This window comes from Bradyrhizobium sp. WSM1253 (assembly GCF_000244935.1).
GTDB classification, from domain to species: Bacteria; Pseudomonadota; Alphaproteobacteria; order Rhizobiales; family Xanthobacteraceae; genus Bradyrhizobium; species Bradyrhizobium canariense.
Map to the genome: position 1 here is coordinate 7,014,490 of NZ_JH600073.1, position 18,237 is coordinate 7,032,726.

12 protein-coding genes and 3 pseudogenes are annotated in these 18,237 nt (G+C 59.6%); 8 read left to right on the top strand and 7 right to left on the bottom strand.

Translation table 11 applies throughout. The features are described 5' to 3' along the window. Positions 1-296: 296 nt before the first annotated feature. A pseudogene (locus BRA1253DRAFT_RS45680) lies at positions 297-505 on the top strand (hypothetical protein). Between the two features lie 77 nt (positions 506-582). On the opposite strand, the pseudogene BRA1253DRAFT_RS34005 reads toward BRA1253DRAFT_RS45680, so the two are convergent. Further along, a pseudogene (locus BRA1253DRAFT_RS34005) lies at positions 583-1,759 on the bottom strand (PHB depolymerase family esterase). A 4-nt stretch (positions 1,760-1,763) separates the two neighbouring features. Continuing rightward, positions 1,764-2,162 carry a hypothetical protein gene (locus tag BRA1253DRAFT_RS34010; protein ID WP_007601801.1) on the bottom strand — a complete coding sequence of 133 codons (399 nt, stop codon included), beginning with the start codon at positions 2,160-2,162 and terminating at the stop codon, positions 1,764-1,766. Positions 2,163-2,687: 525 nt separating this feature from the next. On the opposite strand from BRA1253DRAFT_RS34010, the gene BRA1253DRAFT_RS43985 reads away from it, so the two are divergent. The 4 genes from BRA1253DRAFT_RS43985 to BRA1253DRAFT_RS34030 all read left to right on the top strand — a co-directional run bounded on the left by BRA1253DRAFT_RS43985 (position 2,688) and on the right by BRA1253DRAFT_RS34030 (position 7,972). Further along, entirely contained in the window at positions 2,688-2,999 is a 312-nt protein-coding gene (locus BRA1253DRAFT_RS43985; RefSeq protein ID WP_157158668.1) for a hypothetical protein, read from the top strand. A 4-nt stretch (positions 3,000-3,003) separates the two neighbouring features. Continuing rightward, positions 3,004-4,080 carry a M14 family metallopeptidase gene (locus BRA1253DRAFT_RS34020; protein ID WP_035994484.1) on the top strand — a complete coding sequence of 359 codons (1,077 nt, stop codon included), beginning with the start codon at positions 3,004-3,006 and terminating at the stop codon, positions 4,078-4,080. Positions 4,081-4,162: 82 nt separating this feature from the next. Then, a complete protein-coding gene (locus BRA1253DRAFT_RS34025) occupies positions 4,163-6,241 on the top strand; it encodes an iron-containing redox enzyme family protein (protein ID WP_157158669.1) in 2,079 nt (692 codons plus the stop codon). A gap of 153 nt (positions 6,242-6,394) precedes the next feature. Further along, a complete protein-coding gene (locus tag BRA1253DRAFT_RS34030; protein ID WP_007601803.1) occupies positions 6,395-7,972 on the top strand; it encodes an FAD-dependent oxidoreductase in 1,578 nt (525 codons plus the stop codon). 15 nt (positions 7,973-7,987) lie between these two features. Here BRA1253DRAFT_RS34030 and BRA1253DRAFT_RS34035 read toward each other — a convergent pair whose 3' ends face one another. Continuing rightward, positions 7,988-8,776, bottom strand: coding sequence for an MOSC domain-containing protein (locus BRA1253DRAFT_RS34035; RefSeq protein WP_007601804.1), 789 nt, complete (start codon positions 8,774-8,776; stop codon positions 7,988-7,990). 275 nt (positions 8,777-9,051) lie between these two features. Here BRA1253DRAFT_RS34035 and BRA1253DRAFT_RS34040 point away from each other — a divergent pair, with 275 nt between their 5' ends. Together BRA1253DRAFT_RS34040 and BRA1253DRAFT_RS34045 are read left to right on the top strand one after the other, a co-directional pair. Beyond that, complete coding sequence (locus BRA1253DRAFT_RS34040; protein ID WP_007601805.1) at positions 9,052-12,435, top strand: AAA family ATPase; 3,384 nt, start codon at positions 9,052-9,054, stop codon at positions 12,433-12,435. Between the two features lie 540 nt (positions 12,436-12,975). Then, complete coding sequence (locus BRA1253DRAFT_RS34045; RefSeq protein WP_035995627.1) at positions 12,976-13,815, top strand: Crp/Fnr family transcriptional regulator; 840 nt, start codon at positions 12,976-12,978, stop codon at positions 13,813-13,815. A gap of 720 nt (positions 13,816-14,535) precedes the next feature. Here BRA1253DRAFT_RS34045 and ftsZ read toward each other — a convergent pair. The 3 genes and pseudogenes from ftsZ to BRA1253DRAFT_RS43990 all read right to left on the bottom strand — a co-directional run. Further along, positions 14,536-15,795: a cell division protein FtsZ gene (gene ftsZ / locus BRA1253DRAFT_RS34050; protein WP_007601808.1), complete on the bottom strand. Its 1,260-nt coding sequence runs from the start codon at positions 15,793-15,795 to the stop codon at positions 14,536-14,538. Beyond that, the gene (locus BRA1253DRAFT_RS34055) at positions 15,792-16,361 is read right to left on the bottom strand and encodes a hypothetical protein (protein WP_007601809.1); all 570 of its coding nucleotides are present in this window, start codon (positions 16,359-16,361) and stop codon (positions 15,792-15,794) included. Before BRA1253DRAFT_RS34055 ends, ftsZ begins: the two co-directional genes overlap by 4 nt. 137 nt (positions 16,362-16,498) lie before the next feature. Continuing rightward, a pseudogene (locus tag BRA1253DRAFT_RS43990) lies at positions 16,499-16,630 on the bottom strand (phospholipase effector Tle1 domain-containing protein); the annotation flags it as partial. Positions 16,631-16,793: 163 nt separating this feature from the next. Between BRA1253DRAFT_RS43990 and BRA1253DRAFT_RS34060 the strand changes: the two are divergent. After that, positions 16,794-17,468, top strand: a complete 675-nt coding sequence (locus BRA1253DRAFT_RS34060; protein ID WP_035994494.1) for a hypothetical protein — start codon at positions 16,794-16,796, stop codon at positions 17,466-17,468. A 573-nt stretch (positions 17,469-18,041) separates the two neighbouring features. Here BRA1253DRAFT_RS34060 and BRA1253DRAFT_RS44885 read toward each other — a convergent pair. Continuing rightward, positions 18,042-18,237: hypothetical protein (locus BRA1253DRAFT_RS44885; RefSeq protein WP_210161957.1), on the bottom strand; the 196-nt coding region annotated here is incomplete at its 5' end.

The window sequence follows — 18,237 nt, forward strand, 5'->3', positions numbered from 1 at the left end:
GGCTATCCGCCACTTGCGGGCCGTCGGGTCCTGCAGCGGGTCGTCGGCGCAACTGGTGCAGACGTACCGCAGCTTCCGGTCGGCGAGTTCGTCGGGCACACCCTTCATCGGCCTGCCGCAAGCCGGGCACGCCTTCCGGACCGGATCGGACACTGGCATCTGGTTTTCCCTCGCGATGGCAGTCTACGTCCGCCGCCACCGCGATCTCAAGACGGTTGCGGAAAGTTGCATGCGCTTGCCGACGCTTCTTGACTCCAAGACCGCGGGTCACTCAACTCGAGGCAGTGATGTGCGTGATGGAGCAGGTGTTCTACCAAAGCCTCGCGCAGCGGGTCCGTGTCATCGCCGAAGGGCCGATCCGTTCACCCAACGTCGTCTGCTGGATCTCGCCAAGCGGTACGATGCCAAGGGCGGCCTTGGGCGAGCCGGAGCAACTGAACGACCACTGCCGGTTCCGCGCACCACGCCGCCGGCTTCCATTTTTTCCGGACCGGGCGAGGCCTGACTAGACCTCCCACCGGCAGGTCGCTCCGTCGCGTTAGGTCAAACCGGACTCCGGCGATTGTGAATTCAGGCCGCGCCCTATCTCCGCGTGAAGCTTGCCAGCGAATGCTCGAGGAAGAAACGCAGCATCTCCCTGGTCGCGTCCGGCCCGCGCGGATCCGTGTAGGACCCGGCAGGACTGCCTCCCGACCAGGCATGGGCGGCCCCGTGGACGCTCCCGTGCTCGGACATGTCCAAGCCATCTGCATCGGCGAGGATGGTGCGGGTATACGCGTGCCCATCAGGTACTCGCCCGCGAAGAATCTTCGTCTCGCCCGGCCCACGGAGGATCCGGTCAGCATTGCTCGGATGCACCGTGGTATCGTGATCGTCATGGAAGACGATGGTGGGCACCGACGCGCCAGCCGTCCCGATCGGTCCAGCGCTGCCCTGCCGCATAGCGGCCAGTGCGGACGGAAGGTCGCTGGCAGCCCCGCAGGCCAACCCGGAGTGAACGCCGACGGCGGCGTATAGGTCGGGATACGTCGCACCCATGAAGGCCGCGGCGGCCCCGCCGGCCGACAGGCCTGCGACGTAGACACGCTTGGGATCGATAGGATGCTCCCGCATGATCTGGCGGGTAATGCCGGCGATCAGCGAAGGCTCCCCGCCATCCCGCCGCTGGTCCCCCGTGCGAAACCAGTTCCAGCATTTCGCATGGTTGGCTCCGCGTGGCTGCTCCGGATAGACAACGAAGCAATTCCGCTCGTCCGCCAGAAAATTCATCCGGGTGCCGGCGGCGAAATCGTCCGGTGCAGCCATGAAGCATGACGATGAGGGGACGGGGTCCTCCATCAGTGCGGCTGGGGATGAACAGCTTGTAGGTCCGACTTCCCGCCGCGTTGCTGAAGGTGGCAGCGACGAACCTTGTGCCGTCCGGTGCAATATCCGCCTTGGACAGTGGAGCGCGCCCGACCGGACCTGGCAGGCTGAAGCCGGAAAGATCTTTCATGCCGCCAAGGGGCACGAGGCCTTTATGTCGTTTGGCAGGGGTGGCTTGCGTGGACAGCCCGCTCTCGCTCTCCTCGACCGCGTCGGCCTTCAGGTCGAGTGTCGGCGGCTCGAGCCTCGCACGCTAGACAGGCACAGCATTCCCCCTTGTCGCTGCGGGGGCACCACCGCCGCGCAGCATTCGCTGCAGCAGTGCAGTGGCTTCGACCAGTTGGCCGGCACGTGTGAGGCGAGTCGCTTCGCTGACCATGTCTGGATTCAGCATCGTTTCACCTCGTTCGGTCGGCGAGAGCGGCCTTGACCGCGGGACTGGCATGAAGGGCGCCGAGCACCGAAACCGAGGCGATTGTGGCGCGGGCCAGCTCGGGCGTGACGTCTTGATCGATGGTCGCCAGGCCGAGAACTTTGATGTGCAGCATCTCTTCCGCGCGCTGCGCTCGTTCGAGATCGACGCGGGCATAGTTGCGCAGCCCCAGGTCCAAACTGTTGCGGGCCGTCGACTGCTTGACGACCTCTGCGTGCCGCTCAAGCTGGTTGCGGATCGCCGTCCGGATGAAATCCGTGCGGTTCGAGTAGAACCCTTCCTGCACCATGAGATCGACCTGGCCGAGGTCCACATAGCCAAGGTTGATTGTGATCTTCTCCGTATCCGCGATCCGGGGTCCCAATTCGCGTACATTTGGAGGGTCGCAGCCAGGATTATGCGCGCCGAACCCCTTCTCGTCATCGTCCCATTTGGTCTCGACATGCCGCGCAAGCCCTTATCAGGCCGCGACAATTTGAGCGGACTTACCAATTGCTGCGATGGGTTAGGGAATCCCTCCTTTAATGACGTTCACTTTCGTTGGCGAACTCTGCCGCGACACAATAGTGCGCGTCGGCAGTTGCGACAGGAGGGAGATCAATGCAGCGGTGGCAACGAGCGGGCCGACTATTTCTGGCGTGCCGTAAGGCTCGATCAAAGTCAGATCGGGACAAGCTGGAGCCTTCGCCGCGGCAAAGATTCGGCGTCACGGCTGTGTGAGCTGGTTCACACCCTCCGATTGCGATATCGGTGTAGCGTAGTAGTCTTCGAAGATATCGTGGTTGTCCAGGCTGAACGGAGACGGCGAAGTGGCGCGCCTTCTCTCGCAGGTGCGCAGCCACCAACGCCTCTGCCGCAATCCCCGAAGGCTAGTCCAGAGGAGGACGCTATGGTTGATGATGTGCATCGCATTGAGCTGCGGGCGAAGAGCATCGAGCAACTCCGGTCGTTTCTCGATGGCGCCGATGTGGACCTCGGCTGCCGTCCCGTCGCCCGCAAGGTCGGCGGAGAATACGTCGCGGAAATTTATGCGCCGCTGCCCACGGTCGAGCGGCTTCGCAGTACGCGAAGCGCTGCCGGTATCACAATAAAAGTCGTCGAGAACGCGTCGGAGGTTGGCCGTGCCAGACAGGCAGAAGTCGGCTCGGGCAACCGCTTTGCCGCTCGGATTACGCCGCGTGGCCTCGGGATCAAGGAGTAGCAACATGGCCTACTTGAATATCGAGGAATTCGAGCCCGCACTCGAGGCGCTCGCGACGTCGCATCCTGGCGTGACCGAATTGATCCTTCTGCCCAACCAAACTTCGGAGGGCCGGCTGTCTCACGCGCTACGGGTCGGCCCGCTCGATACGCAGGGGGTCAACACCATCGTCTTTACTGGTGGGTTGCATGCACGCGAGTGGGTTCCGCCCGATGCACTCGTTAATCTCGCCGCCGACTTGCTTGAGGCGCATGCCCGCGGCACGGGCCTGCGCTATGGTCAGCAGCGTTTCTCAGCAGACGATATCCGCAGCGTGATCGAGGGATTGCAAGTCGTGCTGTTCCCCTGCGTCAATCCGGACGGACGGCATCATAGTCAGACCGCTGAGGCGATGTGGCGGAAGAATCGGCGGCGTGTGGTGCCAGGTTCCGACCCGGACTGTGTAGGCGTCGACATTAACCGCAATTTCGATGCCTTGTGGGACTTCCGCCGCCACTTCGCTCCGGATTCACACGTTAGCGCCTCTGCCGACCCTTGCGACCTGCAAGTGTATGTCGGGCCTGCCGCGACATCGGAATCGGAGACGCGCAACGTTGTGTGGCTGCTCGACCGTTACCCACGCGCCCGCTGGTTTGTCGACGTGCACAGCTACGTCCCCGCGGTCTTCTATAATTGGGGCTTCGACACGAACCAGACGTCAGATCCGACGATGAACTTTCGGGATCCGACCTTCGATGGTCGGCGAGGACGCGGCGGTGACGCCTACGGCGAATTCATTCCGGCCGATGACCTGCGGAGGCTCCAGGACCTCGGGAGCAAGGTGAATAGTGCAGTGGAAGCCGCGAGCGGACGCGCTTACGACCTCGAGCAATCGTTCACTCTTTACCCCACATCGGGGGCGAGCGACGACTACGCTTACAGCCGGCACTTTGTTCAAGCATCCAACAGCAAAATTCTGAGCTTTACTATCGAGTGCGGCCGCTCCTTCCAGCCGCCTTGGGCCGAAGCCGAAAACGTAATTCGCGAGGTATGTTCAGGCTTGACTGCCCTGTGCGTTGCAGTGACATCGCCAGGAGCCTGAGGCCCTACTTGCGATTGAGAGCGTATTTTTTCGATTTCAGCTTGTGGGTTTACGAACGAAGCCCTTGGGGCAGGAGGGAAAGATGCCGGACCAGTCAATTGCCAATAAAATGGCTGATGTGATCAATCGGTGGCGCGCCGCCGCGATTAACGTTGCCAGTCATTCACATCGGCGAGTAGCTGCTCACCCGGTTGCTTGGTGGTTTAACACCCAGAACGCCTCGACGCGAGAGTTCATGCAGGCCTTGGCTGGCGATCAACTCCTCGTCGTCCCGGGAGCGCCAGATCAGAGTGCGTTAGTCACGCAATTTCTTCAACCATCGCGCCCTATGGGCAACACGCTGGCTTCGGATGCGATTACTATCCGGGACTGGATCGCCGCGGCGTGTCCGCTCCCTCCTGCTGATCGGAAAGATTCCGGTGACGCAGGTGGCGCACCCCGAATGCCGACCACTGATGAGGAACGTGAAGCCTATTACAAGCTAAACAGTATAGAGAGCTTCCCCGAATTCCGTGAGACGGCTAGACAACTAGCGCGTGTTTATCTGGCGAACGCCGACTACACACAGCCATACCACAGTAAGTTTGATTATTCGGAGGATCGCCTCGATGAGCGCATGAAAGCAATTTACGATGCGTATGTCAAAAATGACATGTACAAGGTGCATCCGTATGATAATCCGATTATTGAGTATAGCGGCAAGAAATTTCGTGTTGGAAAGGCGTCAGACAAGGCCGTCATTGATAATCTGATTCAGAAAGCGCCCTTCAATTTCATTGACGGCGTTTGGCTCCAAGGAATCATGACAGCAAGACCTTCCGATGAGGTCGTGAACAAGCTGTTTGACATCTGGGCTGATGAAGCGGGAAATGGCGAAACCGCCCAGAACCACCCCAACGTTTACGATAGTCTTCTAAGGAGCAAGGGCGTTTACCTGCCTCCAATCAGTTCGCGGAAGTTTATCGAATATCCATTTACTCCGGGCTGTTGGCGTACAGCGGTTTTCCAACTTTGTGTTGGACTCTTCCCGCAAGAATTTTTTCCCGAGCTACTCGGAATGACTTTGTACCTCGAATACGAAGCCACGCCGACATTGACGCCAATCGTTAGGATGCTGAGGGGACGTCGAATCGATCCGCTTTTCTATCAACTGCACGTTGCCATCGATAACATCAGCAAGGGCCACGGAGCCATTGTGCTCGAAGCTGTCAAGACGTTCCTAAATCAGCAGCGACAGCAGGGTGGGGAAGAAGAGGTGCAAGAGAATTGGAATCGAATCTGGAACGGCTATGTGGGTTGGAAAACCATTGGATTTTTTGGAGTCGATGCTCTTATGCGCCGGCTGATCATCGACAAGAAGAGGATCAACATCGGTACTCCCGCGACGCCAAATTGCATTCCAGACCTTACTGCTTACTACAAGGAACAGATGCTTGCTCTGGTGAAGAGAAAGGCGCCAGTAGCCCGGCAAGTGCACGGCGGAGTGGCGATTGGCGGGGCGGCTCTGAATGGTCTATTCGACAAGCCGGAGAAACTGCTCGAAGTTCTGATCGAAGAGAAGTTGGTTGACCCCAAGCACCCGCGCGATAGCAAACTATTCGCGCTCATGCAATTTGAGGGGCCCATGTATCGAGTCTTCTCAGAAGATGAGCAATCGGTGATTATGGATTGGATCGAATCCCTGAAGTGTAACTCGTATGAGTGTGCAGATCCCTTGCCTGACGAGCCAAGAGATGATCCTGCCGCTAAAATGGCCGAAATGATCGTCAACCGTGCCAGTCAAGCGAAGACTGCTCACGCCGGAATCACGCTGACGACACAAAGCGGAGAACAAAAGGCTCTTGCTGAGCTATTCGATCAACCGGCCGAACTGATGGGCGCGCTGGTGGTGTCGGGCTGGGTTTGCCCGCGGGAGCCGACGCGCAGCTTTTTCCTGACTCGAATTTTGCAAAACGATGGTCCAATGGATGGAGTTCTCACGGCTGATGAGATCGCAACAGTTGAGGAATGGATACAGGCCGGTGCTGAAATGCCGCGCGATCTGGGTCGCCTCATGGCCAGGAAAACTGAGGACTTGTCGCCATCGGAGGCAGCCGCGCTCAAGTTAGGGCAGGACTTTGCACGCGAGCGACCGATGATCGGAATGGGCTCCGTGCACTAGACTGCAATTTGACCGATTACGACATACAAGAGATCAGGCAATAAACGAATCCACCACCTCGTATCGAGTGCCCGAGAGCGCCCACGAGCGCTGGTGAGTCAGTTCGGATAGGCGCGAAGGCGCGCCTCGCGCAAAAAGGCGAGGAAAGTAGTAATGAGTACTCAGAACGACCGCGCGAACGTGACGCGCAGGCAGGTGATCAAAACCGCTGGCGCCACCGCAGCCATCGCCGGGATCGACATCCTGGTTGGCGCAAGCGAAGCGCAGCCTGGCAAGACGCCGCACGTGATTATCGTCGGCGCCGGCCTCGCCGGACTGTGTGCAGCTTTCTTGTTCCAGCGGAAGGATTGGACGTACACGATCCTGGAAGCCGAACGACATCACGTCGGGGGGCGCGTCCGGACCATGCCGATCGGTGATGGCTTGCACTGGGAAGCAGGCGCCATGCGCATTCCCGTAGAGCACAAGGTTGTACGCAAATATATCGACATGTTCAGCGAACTCGAGCTGCGACCGTTTGTGATGTACAGCGCGAAGACGTTCAAGTATGCGCGTGGAACAAAGTCGACTGACGAAGCAGAAATCAAGAAAAAGTTCAGATTAAAGGCAGCTGAAGAAAAACTGACAGCGGACGAGCTCTGGAATCTTACCGTCAAAGATGTCGCTCAGGGCAAGCACGGCCTCTCCCGTGACGAACTCGAACAACTGAGGACCGCGAATACGTTCACGTCCGAGAATCTGATCAGATTGGATCGCCAGTCGCTGCGGCAGCTCATTCACGACGCCAGGCCAAAGCAGGTGGGGGAAGTCCATCTCTCTGATGAAGCGATTGAATTCTTTTTGTTTGCGTATGGCAACCTGGACATCCAGCACTTTGCCTCGACCGAATTTCTGCGTGAGGAAAACATCGGCGTGTGGGATCCGGGATTCTCGGAGATCGTGGGGGGCACGTCTCGCTTTCCGAACGCATTTCTAAGCCGCCTCAGCAGCAAGCCGCAGATGGGTTGCGAGGTCGTTCGCATTGAGCAGGACGCAGCACGGGGACGGGTGCGTGCGGTCTATCGACTTGGCGGTCGCGACCATCAGGAAGACGGAGACTTCTTGCTCTGCACTATCCCGTTCCCCGTCCTGGCAAGGGTCGAAGCTGATCCACCGTTCTCGCATGAGAAACGGCGTGCGATCCTTGAGATGGGTTACGATTCCGGCACCAAGGTTGCGCTTCTGACGAAAGACCGCTTTTGGGAAAAGAACAACGGCATCTACGGCGGCGCTACGACCACGGACCTCGTCAGCGGGTCGGTGATCTATCCCTCGGATAACGCGGGCAATAAAGAAGGAACTAGGCCGCGCGATCCAGCCGTTTCCGATCGGCCGGGCGTCCTCATAGCCTCCTATTGCTGGGGACAAAACGCTCGCCGCCTCGGCGCGATGCCAGCGACGGAACGGGAGGAACTGGTGATCCAGCAAGTCTCGCAAATTCATCCTGAGCTGGCGTACCGCGATACGATCATTCAGCGAGCAAGTTGGGCCTGGGATACCTATCTTTGGTGCGGCGGTGCATTTGCCTTTTACCAACCGGGGCAGTTCACTCGTATGCACCAGCACGTCATCCGGCCGGAGGGCCGGGTTTATTTTGCGGGGGAACATTGCTCCCATAGTCACAGTTGGATGGAGGGAGCCCTGGAATCCGCGGAAAAGGCGGTCGATGCTCTGCTTGCCAGGGCAGGATGACGCGTTACTGGCAATTTAAAGGTGTGACGACATCGCCAGCGCTTTTATCGAATCGCCAACCGTAATTTCACCACCTTCGATCACGGTGCCGTACGCGCCGAAGTCGATGTTTCCGTAAGCGCGCATTAGAGCTCTTGGAATGTCGAGGTTGCGAACTCCGCTGTCGGGATCGACCTCAGTTGCGGCGCACCGTGTTATTCGCCGGGTGATCTTCACCCGCGCCGAGTCACCGATGGCAATCTCTTGGCCAAGGAGGTCGAACTCAAGCCAGGCGGGCCAGCCTGCGACATGAATATTACCGCGAAACCGAAGTGGATTGACCCTTGCCCCAACTGCCTGCTCGAGGGCCGCGACCGAGGCCACGTTGATGAATGAGATAACTTTGTCGGCTGTATCGGAAAAGCTGTGGCCGCGCGCATGCAGCAGCTTTGGCTGCCCGCGGAGCTCGTCACCGCAGTGGCCTGCAATGAAGTTTTCGATCGCGGCGCGACCCTCCGCCGTCCTCAGGCTCTCGCTGACCGCCTTGCTGCCCTCGACGTAAACCGTCAGGACATGCGTTGTCTCGTCGAAGCGCGTCTGCAGCGCACCGAGGCGATCGCTCTGCATCAACATGAGAAACCGCGACTTCGGCAAATGCGCCGGGGCGGCCGAATCGAAACCCGATGGCCCGTTCTCGATCGCGTAAGAGCGATCGCCCGGAAGGGGTTCTCCAGCGGAGAGCACAGTCCTCGCCCGGCTTTCAGGCGAAAGCCCTTTCACGGGATAGCGGTAGATGGCCTGGATCGTGGGACCTGAGTGGATCACGGCTTCCCCTAAGTCCGCTGAGCGGATCGGCGAAGGATTCGCGCAGTCAAGTGAATGAGATCGTTTCACATCACAGACTGTAACACCTGTGAACTGCTTCACAGGTCGTCTGCCGTAAGGTTGATATTCTTCCCGTCCTGACGGTTCCTGACTAGTGACGATCGTTCATTGGATTTGATCGCCCTACTAGCGTCGATTCGGCGGAAAGCCGAGGCAGGAATCTAACGATTACTGGCCGTTTTTCACAATTCGCCGATTCAGCCGATGGTGGGTCGATGACAGAGATTGCTGATACTGGCAACGAAGTCAGCGAGTGGCTGGACGGCCATGGCTTACCGCAATACAAGCCGGCATTCGCGCAAAACGCGATCACGTGGAAGCTGGTGTCGGAGCTCACGGATCAGGACTTGCGTGAGCTGGGCGTGTCAGCCCTCGGTCATCGCAAACAGCTGCTGAGAGCGATCAAGGTGCTGCGCCAGGATGTGCTCGGCGCATCTTCCGGGATTGGACCGGAGGCTTTTGTACCCCAGGTGCGCGGCGAGCGTCGTCAGATCACGGTACTGACGTGTGACCTGGTGAACTCTGTCTCGCTTTCGGCGCGCTTTGATCCGGAAGATCTCGCCGAAATTATCGCCGATTATCAATCCTGTTGTGAAGGCGTGGTGCGGCAGTACGAGGGCTATGTGGCGCGCTTTACGGGGGACGGCCTGAAGGCCTATTTCGGTTATCCCCAAGCGAGCGAGTACGATCCAGAACGTGCGGTACGTGCCGGGTTGGCCATCGTATCAGCTGCCAAGTGCCTGGAGCTTCCGTCGAGTCTCGTGCTGTCGACGCGTGTCGGCGTTGCCACCGGGGATGTCGTTGTCGGCGACGTCATCGGGGTGGGTGAGGCGCAGGAGCGCACCGTGGCGGGCGAAACGCCGAACCTGGCGGCGCGCCTTCAGCAGCTGGGAGAACCCGACTGTGTCGTCATCGCTGACACCACGAAACGTCTGATTGGACGCCTATTCGAGTATGGGGATCTGGGCCGCAACGCGCTGAAGGGTTTTGCGGAGCCTGTGCAGGCCTGGTGCGTGCTGACCGAAGGAAATGCTAGTCATTTTGAGGCGGTACGTACCGAGTTGAGCCTCACGCCGCTGATGGGCCGCAACGAAGAGCTGGCGCTGCTGCGCAATCACTGGCTCCAAGCAAAGGCTGGTGCGGGACAGACTATCCTGTTGACCGGTGAAGCCGGCGTCGGGAAATCGCGCCTCATCACAGCGCTGCGGCGAATGCTGGCCGTGGACTCATTCGGCAGCATGCATCACCATTGCTCACCTTATCACCAGAACAGCGCGCTGTATCCGGTCATCAAACAAATTGAACACGATGCGCAATTTTCCTGCGGCGAAACCCCGGAAGCAAGGCTCGACAAGCTTGAGAAATTGCTAGCTGAAGCCGGGTTCGACACCTCCTACGCAGTGCCGCTGTTCGCCTCGTTACTCTCGATCCCGACCAAATCAAGTTACCTGCCGTTGAGCTTCAGTCCGCGGCAGCAGAAGCGGCTCATTTTGAATGCGCTGGAGACGAGGCTCACCAAGCTGACAGAACAAGCGCCGTTGCTGGTCACGTTCGAGGACGTGCACTGGGTCGATCCGAGTACCCGGGAATTTCTCGATCGCCTGATGAAGCGGGCTCTGGAACTTCCGATTCTTCTCGTGATCACTTGCCGGCCGGAATTCAAGCCGACGTGGGAAAGTTACGTCAGGGTGACGACGCGGGTCCTGGATCGCCTGCCTCGACGCGAGAGTGAGCAGATCGTGAAGGCGCTGGATCCCACCTCTAGCCTGCCTCCAAAGACTCTAGATCAGATCCTGGAATATTCCGATGGTTTGCCGTTGTTCCTGGAGGAGTTGACCAAGGCGGCGCTGGAGGCCAGACACGAGGAGGATCAGCGCAGGGATATTCCGACGACGGCACCGGTATCCAACATACGTGTCCCGCGGACGCTGCATGATTCTCTTTTGGCGCGCCTGGACCGGCTCGGAGCGCAGAAGCAGGTCGCGCAGGTGGGCGCCGTCATCGGTCGGAGCTTCACATTCAAGCTGCTTTCCGCGCTGTTGCCTCAAGACAAGGTGGGGCTCGAGCAGGCATTGCAGGGACTGATAAAGGCAAATTTGATTATCGAGGACGGCAAGCCGCCGGAAGCCTCATACACCTTTACGCATGCCTTGCTTCAGGAAGCGGCGGTCGCATGTTTGCTTCACGCGGATAGGCGCACCATTCACCGGCGCATTGCCCAAACGCTGGAGAAGAGATTTCCCGAAACGGCCGAAGCCGAACCGGAGTTGCTGGCACTGCACTACGCGGGAGCCGGACTCGCCGAGCCCGCAAGCCGATGTTGGCAGACAGCTGCAGAAAAAGCGCTTGCACGATCCGCCAACGTCGAGGCAGCCAACCACTTCGTAAGGGCGCTGTCCGTCCTCGATGGCCTGCCGCCGCGCCAGGCGCGCGACGAACGGGAGCTGGAGCTGCAAACGAGGCTTGGAGCGACGTTGACGACCATCAAGGGCTTCGCAGCTCCAGAGGTCGCAGCCGCATATGAGCGCGCCCGAGTCCTGAGCCAGGGATCGCAAGCTCCCGGGCAGCGCTTCTCAGTCATGCGCGGTTTATGGGTGTACGACCTCGTGCGCGCCGATTGGCAGGCCGCCGGGGATCTCGCCAAGGAAATGCTCGCGCTCGCCCTCAGCCAGCACGACGTCGGATATGAGCTGGAATCGCACCGGGCGCTTGGAATGACCTTGCTGTGGTGCGGAAAGTTTGGCCCGGCGCGCGAACACTTGGAGGACGGCCGCCGCCTCTACGATCCGGAACAGCACCGGATCCACGCAGTCCGGTATGGAAACGATCCCGGTGTCGCTTGCATGGTTCATGAGGCATTCGCGCTCTGGGTGTTGGGGTATTCAGACCGGGCGCTCGCCACAAGCCGCGGTGCAGTAACGCTGGCACGTCACCTGGGTCATCCGTTCAGTCTCGTCCAGGCGCTCGTCTATTCCACTTTCATCCATCAATGCAGCGGGGAAGTGCATGTCATCAGGAAGCTGGCTGAAGAGGCCAGGTCACTCGCCGTCGAGCACGGATTTCCGTTCTGGCGGGCGGAAGCAAGCATGATGGTGGGATGGGCCATGGCTATGCAGGATGAAGGCAAGGAGGGACTCGTCGTCCTGCGCGAGGGGATGGCGGATTTCTTGGAGACAGGAGCGCGCATGGATCGCCCACGATGGCTCGCGACCTTGGCCGATGCCTACCGGATCAACGAGCAGCCGCTCGAAGGTCTGAAGGCGGTCGGGGAAGCATTGAAGATCGTTGACGAAACGAAAGAGTGCTTCTTTCAGGCCCGACTTTGCCAGCTTAAGGGTGAGCTTCTCCTGACCCAGGGCGGCCTGGAGAATACTATTCCCGCCGAAACGCTTTTCCGAGAGGCTTTAGAGATCGCTCGGAATCAGCGGGCCAAATCCTGGGAGCTTGCTGCGGCGACCAGCTTGGCGAGACTCTGGCGCACCCAGTCTAAGTGGCGCGAAGCCCGCGATCTCCTCGCGCCTGTCTACGACTGGTTCACCGAGGGATTCGACACGGTGGCTCTTAAGGAGGCGCGCGAATTGCTCGATAACCTCCGATAGTGCACGCAGTTGGCGGGTTACGGTAATGAGCCCAAAGTCCGATCTGACTTCCCAGAAGCTGGGTACTATGTCCAATTTGATGGTGTGAAACCTGACATACCGGCGTCACTCGCAGTACAAAATGAACTTGGGATTAGCTCTTGATTTCCTGACCGATCGGACCATGCCCGGATAGTCGATACGCTCACGGTCACGTAGCCCAGCCCTTCGGCTCAGGGCCATAAGGCGACATTCCGTGACTGCCGGGGCATGTAAGGCTGACCAGTTGAATTCGCCCCCTTGAAGCAGACATCAGGAGGCTCGCAGCGTTAGTCCGCAAAGGGCAAGGAAAGGAATCATGCATCGCGGGTCGAAGCCAGCGGAAGCCATGTCCGGTGTGAGCGCTAATACATACGCTACTGGCCACGCGCCTGCGATTGCCGAAAACAACAGCGCCGGGTAAAATTGATCGTGGATCAATACCGCTTGTGCTTGTCAGACTTCGATTATCAGTATCCGCGAGGTCCGAAAATAACCGACTGCTTTGCGTGGGGTGATCCGATGAGTTCCAGTGCAGATTTTTCGACAATTCTAAACCGCATTCTTGATACGGCGGCGGATAATCTCAGGATCGCGAAGATTCTCGTTCAAATGGGGCTTGATCCCAACAACATCACCTACGACGCACTGTTTGATCGGCTGCTGGAAATTGTGTTGGCCAACATCACGCTCGCCAACATGTTTGCCTTGGTCGGCGCAATCTTCTTTGTTGCTACCTTGCTGATGCAGAGAATGGTGCCGCTGCGGGTCGCGAATATGGTCGGCTGTGCATTCTTCGCAACGTCTGGCGCGCTTTCCGGAAGCGTCGCTACCTTTCTGCTTTATCTGCTGTTGCTGCCGGTCAATGCCGTTCGTCTCCGTCAACTGCTCAGGCTCGTTAAGAAGGCACGTAACGCGACGCAAGGTGACATGTCGATGGAGTGGATCAAGCCGTTCATGACCGAACGCAAATATCGCCGCGGCGATACCCTGTTCAAGATCCATGACACCGCCAACGAAATGTTCTTGACCGTGACGGGCAAATTCCTGGTCAAGGAGATCAACGTCGAGATCCCGCCGGGACGCCTCATGGGAGAACTTGGCTTCCTTACGCCCAATAACCGGCGAACCGGAACGGTCGAGTGCATAGAAGACGGACAAGTCCTGACTATAACTTATGAAGGGCTGCTTGAAATCTACTTTCAAAGTAATCAGCAATTCGGCTACTACATCCTCCTCCTCACCAGTCAGCGTCTGCTAGAAAACAACCAGCGCCTCCAGGAAAACATCTCGCGGCTGGAAGCAACTCTCGCACAAGAGAAAGCGGCGCGAGAGCCGGCAGCCGCGCATGGCATAGCTTAAAACCTTGGCCTTAACTGCTCCACCATTGGTGGCACGACTGTCAAGCAGTGCGGGTCTCACGAGGCAGAGATGTTCACTATGGGTCTTGGCTGTGTAAAATGGCCTTGAAGCGGCGTCGGTTTTCGAAGCCGGGCCGGGCCGGCTTCATGCCGCGATCGCGGCGATCAGCGGCTTGATCCCGAAGATGTTCATGACCCGTGTCAGATTGTAGGCCAGGACCGAGAGGGCCATCTCGGCGGCTAGGTGCCCCTCTATTGCCCTGCGGCAAACTGCGCAAGACAGATGGCAGCCTAACCACTTGTAGAACAAACCAGATCTGAGCAGCGACCATGGATATTGCAAACAGATGGTCGCAAGTGCCTCTCGCGGACTTCAGGTCGAGGGGGCCAAAGGGCACTTCCTGCTGCCCTCAGATGGTCCATGTGGTCGCGTCGAGCCTGCGGTCCCTATCGCGCGTGCTTTCGTGAATGGAAAAGTTGTAGCTCAAATAATCGAATTGCCCAGTACCCCGCGTCTCTCGGATCTAAACTGAACGGGGATGTCGATGTCCTTGGTCTTCTTATGGTTCAACTCAAGTGGGCCGCCTTTTCTTGATTTTGATGGGGTCGAGCTTAAGCGCAGCGAACCCACTGCTCAACAGGGACCGCGGCTTGATGGATCCCGGGCTCGCGACTTCGTTGCTCCTCGGGATGACGACCGTAACTCCCCTCCTGCGACCGTTCAGTTGGCGGCGCGGCGCAGGAAGGCCGGGATATCGAGAATAGCCTCATCGGGCGCATTGCGCGCAGCGGTGCGGCCGTAAGGATCGAGGGGCCGGTCGGCCGAGTGGCGCGCATATTCCGGAGCCGCCCTTGCCGGTTGCCCCACGGGCTGTCGCGCTTCGGAGCGGAGCGGCGGGCTTTCCACTTGCGGAAGGGGTGCACTGCGCTCGATGCGATCGGCGATGCGGCGGCCGTCGTTGCGCAGCCTGCCCGCGAGCTGGGCGATGGCGGTTTCCACCGGTTGCGCCTGAGACGCCGGGTCGAGATTATCGATTCCGGTCGCCACCACCGAGACGCGGACGATACCGTCGAGGCTATCGTCAAACGACGCGCCGACGATAATGTTGGCGTCCGGGTCGGCCTCGTCGCGAATGCGGGTCGCAGCTTCGTCGACTTCGTACAGCATGAGATCTTTGCCGCCGGTGATAGAGATGATGAGGCCACTGGCGCGCTTGATCGAGGGATTCTCGATCAATGGATTGGAAATCGCGGCCACAGCAGCGGCAAGCACGCGCTTCTCGCCGGAGGCCTCTCCCCGTCCCATCATGGCCTTGCCCTTCTCCTTCATGACGGAGAGGACGTCGGCAAAATCGAGATTGATTAGGCCTTCCTTGACGATCAGGTCGCTGATGCAGGCCACGCCGGAATAAAGCACCTGGTCGGCAAGGGCAAAGGCATCGGCGAACGTGGTCTTCTCGCTGGCCACCCGGAACAGGTTCTGGTTCGGGATGATCAGCAGGGTGTCGACCGTCTTCAGCAACTCCTCGATGCCGGCTTCGGCAAAGCGCATGCGGCGCTTTCCCTCGAAGTAGAATGGCTTGGTGACCACGCCGATCGTGAGAATGCCGAGCTCGCGCGCGATCCTGGCGACGATGGGGGCAGCGCCGGTGCCGGTGCCGCCGCCCATGCCAGCCGTCACGAACACCATGTGTGCGCCAGTCAATTGATCCCGGATCGTATCGATCGCCTCTTCGGCTGCGGCGCGTCCTAATTCCGGCTGCGAGCCGGCGCCGAGGCCTGCGGTCACCTTTGTGCCGAGCTGGATGAGGCGCCTCGCCTTCGACATGGCCAGCGCCTGCGCGTCGGTATTGGCGACCACGAACTCGACCCCTTGCAGCCCGGCCGTGATCATGTTGTTGACCGCATTGCCGCCGGCGCCGCCGACACCAAACACGACGATGCGGGCCTTCATTTCGTGGATATCGGTGGTGCCAGTCATTCTTCCCTCGTGATTGCTCCGGCAAGCCGGGGATGGAGATGAGGATCGAGTGCTACCTGCGACTCGCGCGGTCTGCTTCCACGATCGCAGCGGCCAGATGTCCCAATCGACGACGCGCGGCTTGTCCCGCGATCGCGCCGCCGGCGTGGCGACCGTTCCGCAGAACCGCCACTTCGTTTTCCAGTATTGCCGCCCCACGCATTGGCGGCCGTCGTCTCGGCGGCCGCTTGCGTCAACTCGACGGCGAGGCGATCGGCGCGCTCGCGCTCGCGCTCGAACACTGCTCTGTAGGCAGTTGCGACGGCCTCGAGCCGCGCGACCTCCGCCTTGAATGCCTCGATCTTGACTGCTTCGATCTGTGCCAGGGAGGCATCGATCGGGGCCCGGCGGGCGCGTCGTGGGCGGGGTGTGTACCGGAGCTCGGAGACATCAACGCTCACCAGGGCCTTGCCGTCCTCCGACTGCGAGCGCGGCAACCGGCGGCGTCTCGCAAGCGAACGCGCGGCCTCTCGGGAGATACTGAGTTGGGCGCCCAGATCGGCATACGTCAACAACTCAACGCACATCGGCGCTTCTCCTGGAGCGAACCGGGAAGGCATTTCGAGCTAATGATGGCTGGACGATTACCGCAGGCTAGGCCGCGTTGGTTAATGGACGGTTAACGTTACGAGTGCCGTCACCGCGCCGACTCCGGCAGCCGCAGCGACGTCCTGTCCGTCTTGCGCTGGCAGCGATAGAGCTTCAGGACGTTGGAGATGTTTTCGGAGCTCTCATTGCCGGTGCCGTCACAGCAGATGACGAGGTATTTGGGCTCGGGTTTCGGTGCGTGCTCCACGGGATGCGCCTCCGGGTGATGCTACCGCAGCGATTATAGCGGAAATGGATGGCGGCGAGGAGACAAAGGCGGCATCGCCGGCATGGTGCCCCGTGTATCATCTGTTGACATTAACCACTTGTTAACCATGCCGGCGGCTAATGTGGACGAGTGGGGGATCACCATGTCGGCCCATGTGACGCGACCGAAGTTGATGCCTGTTTCGGCCGATCCAGCCTTTCGGTCGCTCAACCGGCTGGCGGTTCGCGCCAAGGCCGTCCTACAGACCAAAACGGCTGTCCTACGGAGCAAAGCCATGTTCGGAAAGGACGATTTACTGGACAATCTCAGCCGCGATCTTGATCGCGCGCGCGGAAGACGCGATGCACTCGCATCCGAAGCCACGACCCTGACGGCCCAGATCGCCGAAATTGAAGCCCGCCTTTCGGAGGAGAAGTCCAGGCGGGAGCGTGATCGCGTTTTGGGCGAAATCGAAGCGATAAAATCCCGAATCAGGCAAGCCGCCGGCGCGTTTGCACCCGTCGTCGATGGTCTCTCCAAGGCGATCGAGTCGGCTGCAGCAGTTGTGCCCGAGGCTCGCGAGCTTAATAGTTTCCTCGTGTCGGTGGCGACCGAAATCGACAGTGTGCTCGATCCCCTGCTGCGCGAACTGGATCAGCGCGCGGATGCGGTGCGAGTCGGCCACGTAGCACTGGACCTCCCGAGTTCGTCCAATGAAGCTCCCATCGAGCTGCCGAAAGACGGCAACGAACGCCTGCTTCGCTTTCCAGCATGGCTGTCTCGCGACAAGGAGACGGACAAGGAAACAGCGGAGAGTCCGCGCAGCACGGCAGCGTGAACCTGGCGGGTGGCGTCCTTGCGGCGCATCCTTCGAGACGCCCCGCCCCAAAACTCACCGCTGCGCGACCGCGTCGCATCGTGCGAGGCGCGCTTGACGTCTGCTATGCCCTTAGTAGCGGCGCAAAACGCCATATGGCCGGAGGTCCGAGTCGGGCCAAGAAACGGAAGGGGAAATTTGTTCTTCGGCGATCTGACCGCGATATCCAACGTCAAAGCCCCGGCGTGATCCGGGGCGTTTTTGCTTTAGTATGGGGCGCAAGTCCGCTTGGGGTCGCTTCAATAATTCGCTCCATCATACGAAGGAATCAAGCTGTCCATTCGACGAGCACTGTTACCGAGAAGGGAAGCTAGGTTCTCGTGACCAAGGAACCCACGCCCAAGCAATGGAGCCAGCTTCTATCCGCACGGTCGAAGAGCCGACGCAGGCCGCCAACGGGACACCATACGGCGAAGACAAGCAAGCGCGTCGTAAGGAGGTCGGGAGGCAATCTCGACTTTTGAAGCAGCGCAATGCGGTGGCCACGGCGTAAGGCGTCGTCCGTGAACAAGGCTCTAAGCGATTGAGCAGGAGTCAGTTTTCCGGTTGCGGCGGCATTTGAGATTGCAGGGATTGGGGGCTTGAGGCCCCCAAATCTTGCAATTGTCGTTTGTGGATTCCCTTTCGCTGCGGGCCATGATTCTGTGGTGCATCGGAGGGGCCGATGCGACCGAAGAAGCACAGGACGACGGGATCGAACGATCTGTTCCGGGCGCGGCTGGACCAGATC

Excerpts from the sequence above, each read along its gene's own strand:
- BRA1253DRAFT_RS43985 (WP_157158668.1), top strand. The coding sequence starts at position 2,688 with ATGGTTGATGATGTGCATCGCATTGAGCTGCGGGCGAAGAGCATCGAG.
- BRA1253DRAFT_RS34020 (WP_035994484.1), top strand. The coding sequence starts at position 3,004 with ATGGCCTACTTGAATATCGAGGAATTCGAGCCCGCACTCGAGGCGCTC.
- BRA1253DRAFT_RS34025 (WP_157158669.1), top strand. The coding sequence starts at position 4,163 with ATGCCGGACCAGTCAATTGCCAATAAAATGGCTGATGTGATCAATCGG.
- BRA1253DRAFT_RS34030 (WP_007601803.1), top strand. The coding sequence starts at position 6,395 with ATGAGTACTCAGAACGACCGCGCGAACGTGACGCGCAGGCAGGTGATC.
- BRA1253DRAFT_RS34040 (WP_007601805.1), top strand. The coding sequence starts at position 9,052 with ATGACAGAGATTGCTGATACTGGCAACGAAGTCAGCGAGTGGCTGGAC.
- BRA1253DRAFT_RS34045 (WP_035995627.1), top strand. The coding sequence starts at position 12,976 with ATGAGTTCCAGTGCAGATTTTTCGACAATTCTAAACCGCATTCTTGAT.
- ftsZ (WP_007601808.1), bottom strand. The coding sequence starts at position 15,795 with ATGACTGGCACCACCGATATCCACGAAATGAAGGCCCGCATCGTCGTG.
- BRA1253DRAFT_RS34055 (WP_007601809.1), bottom strand. The coding sequence starts at position 16,361 with ATGTGCGTTGAGTTGTTGACGTATGCCGATCTGGGCGCCCAACTCAGT.
- BRA1253DRAFT_RS34060 (WP_035994494.1), top strand. The coding sequence starts at position 16,794 with ATGTCGGCCCATGTGACGCGACCGAAGTTGATGCCTGTTTCGGCCGAT.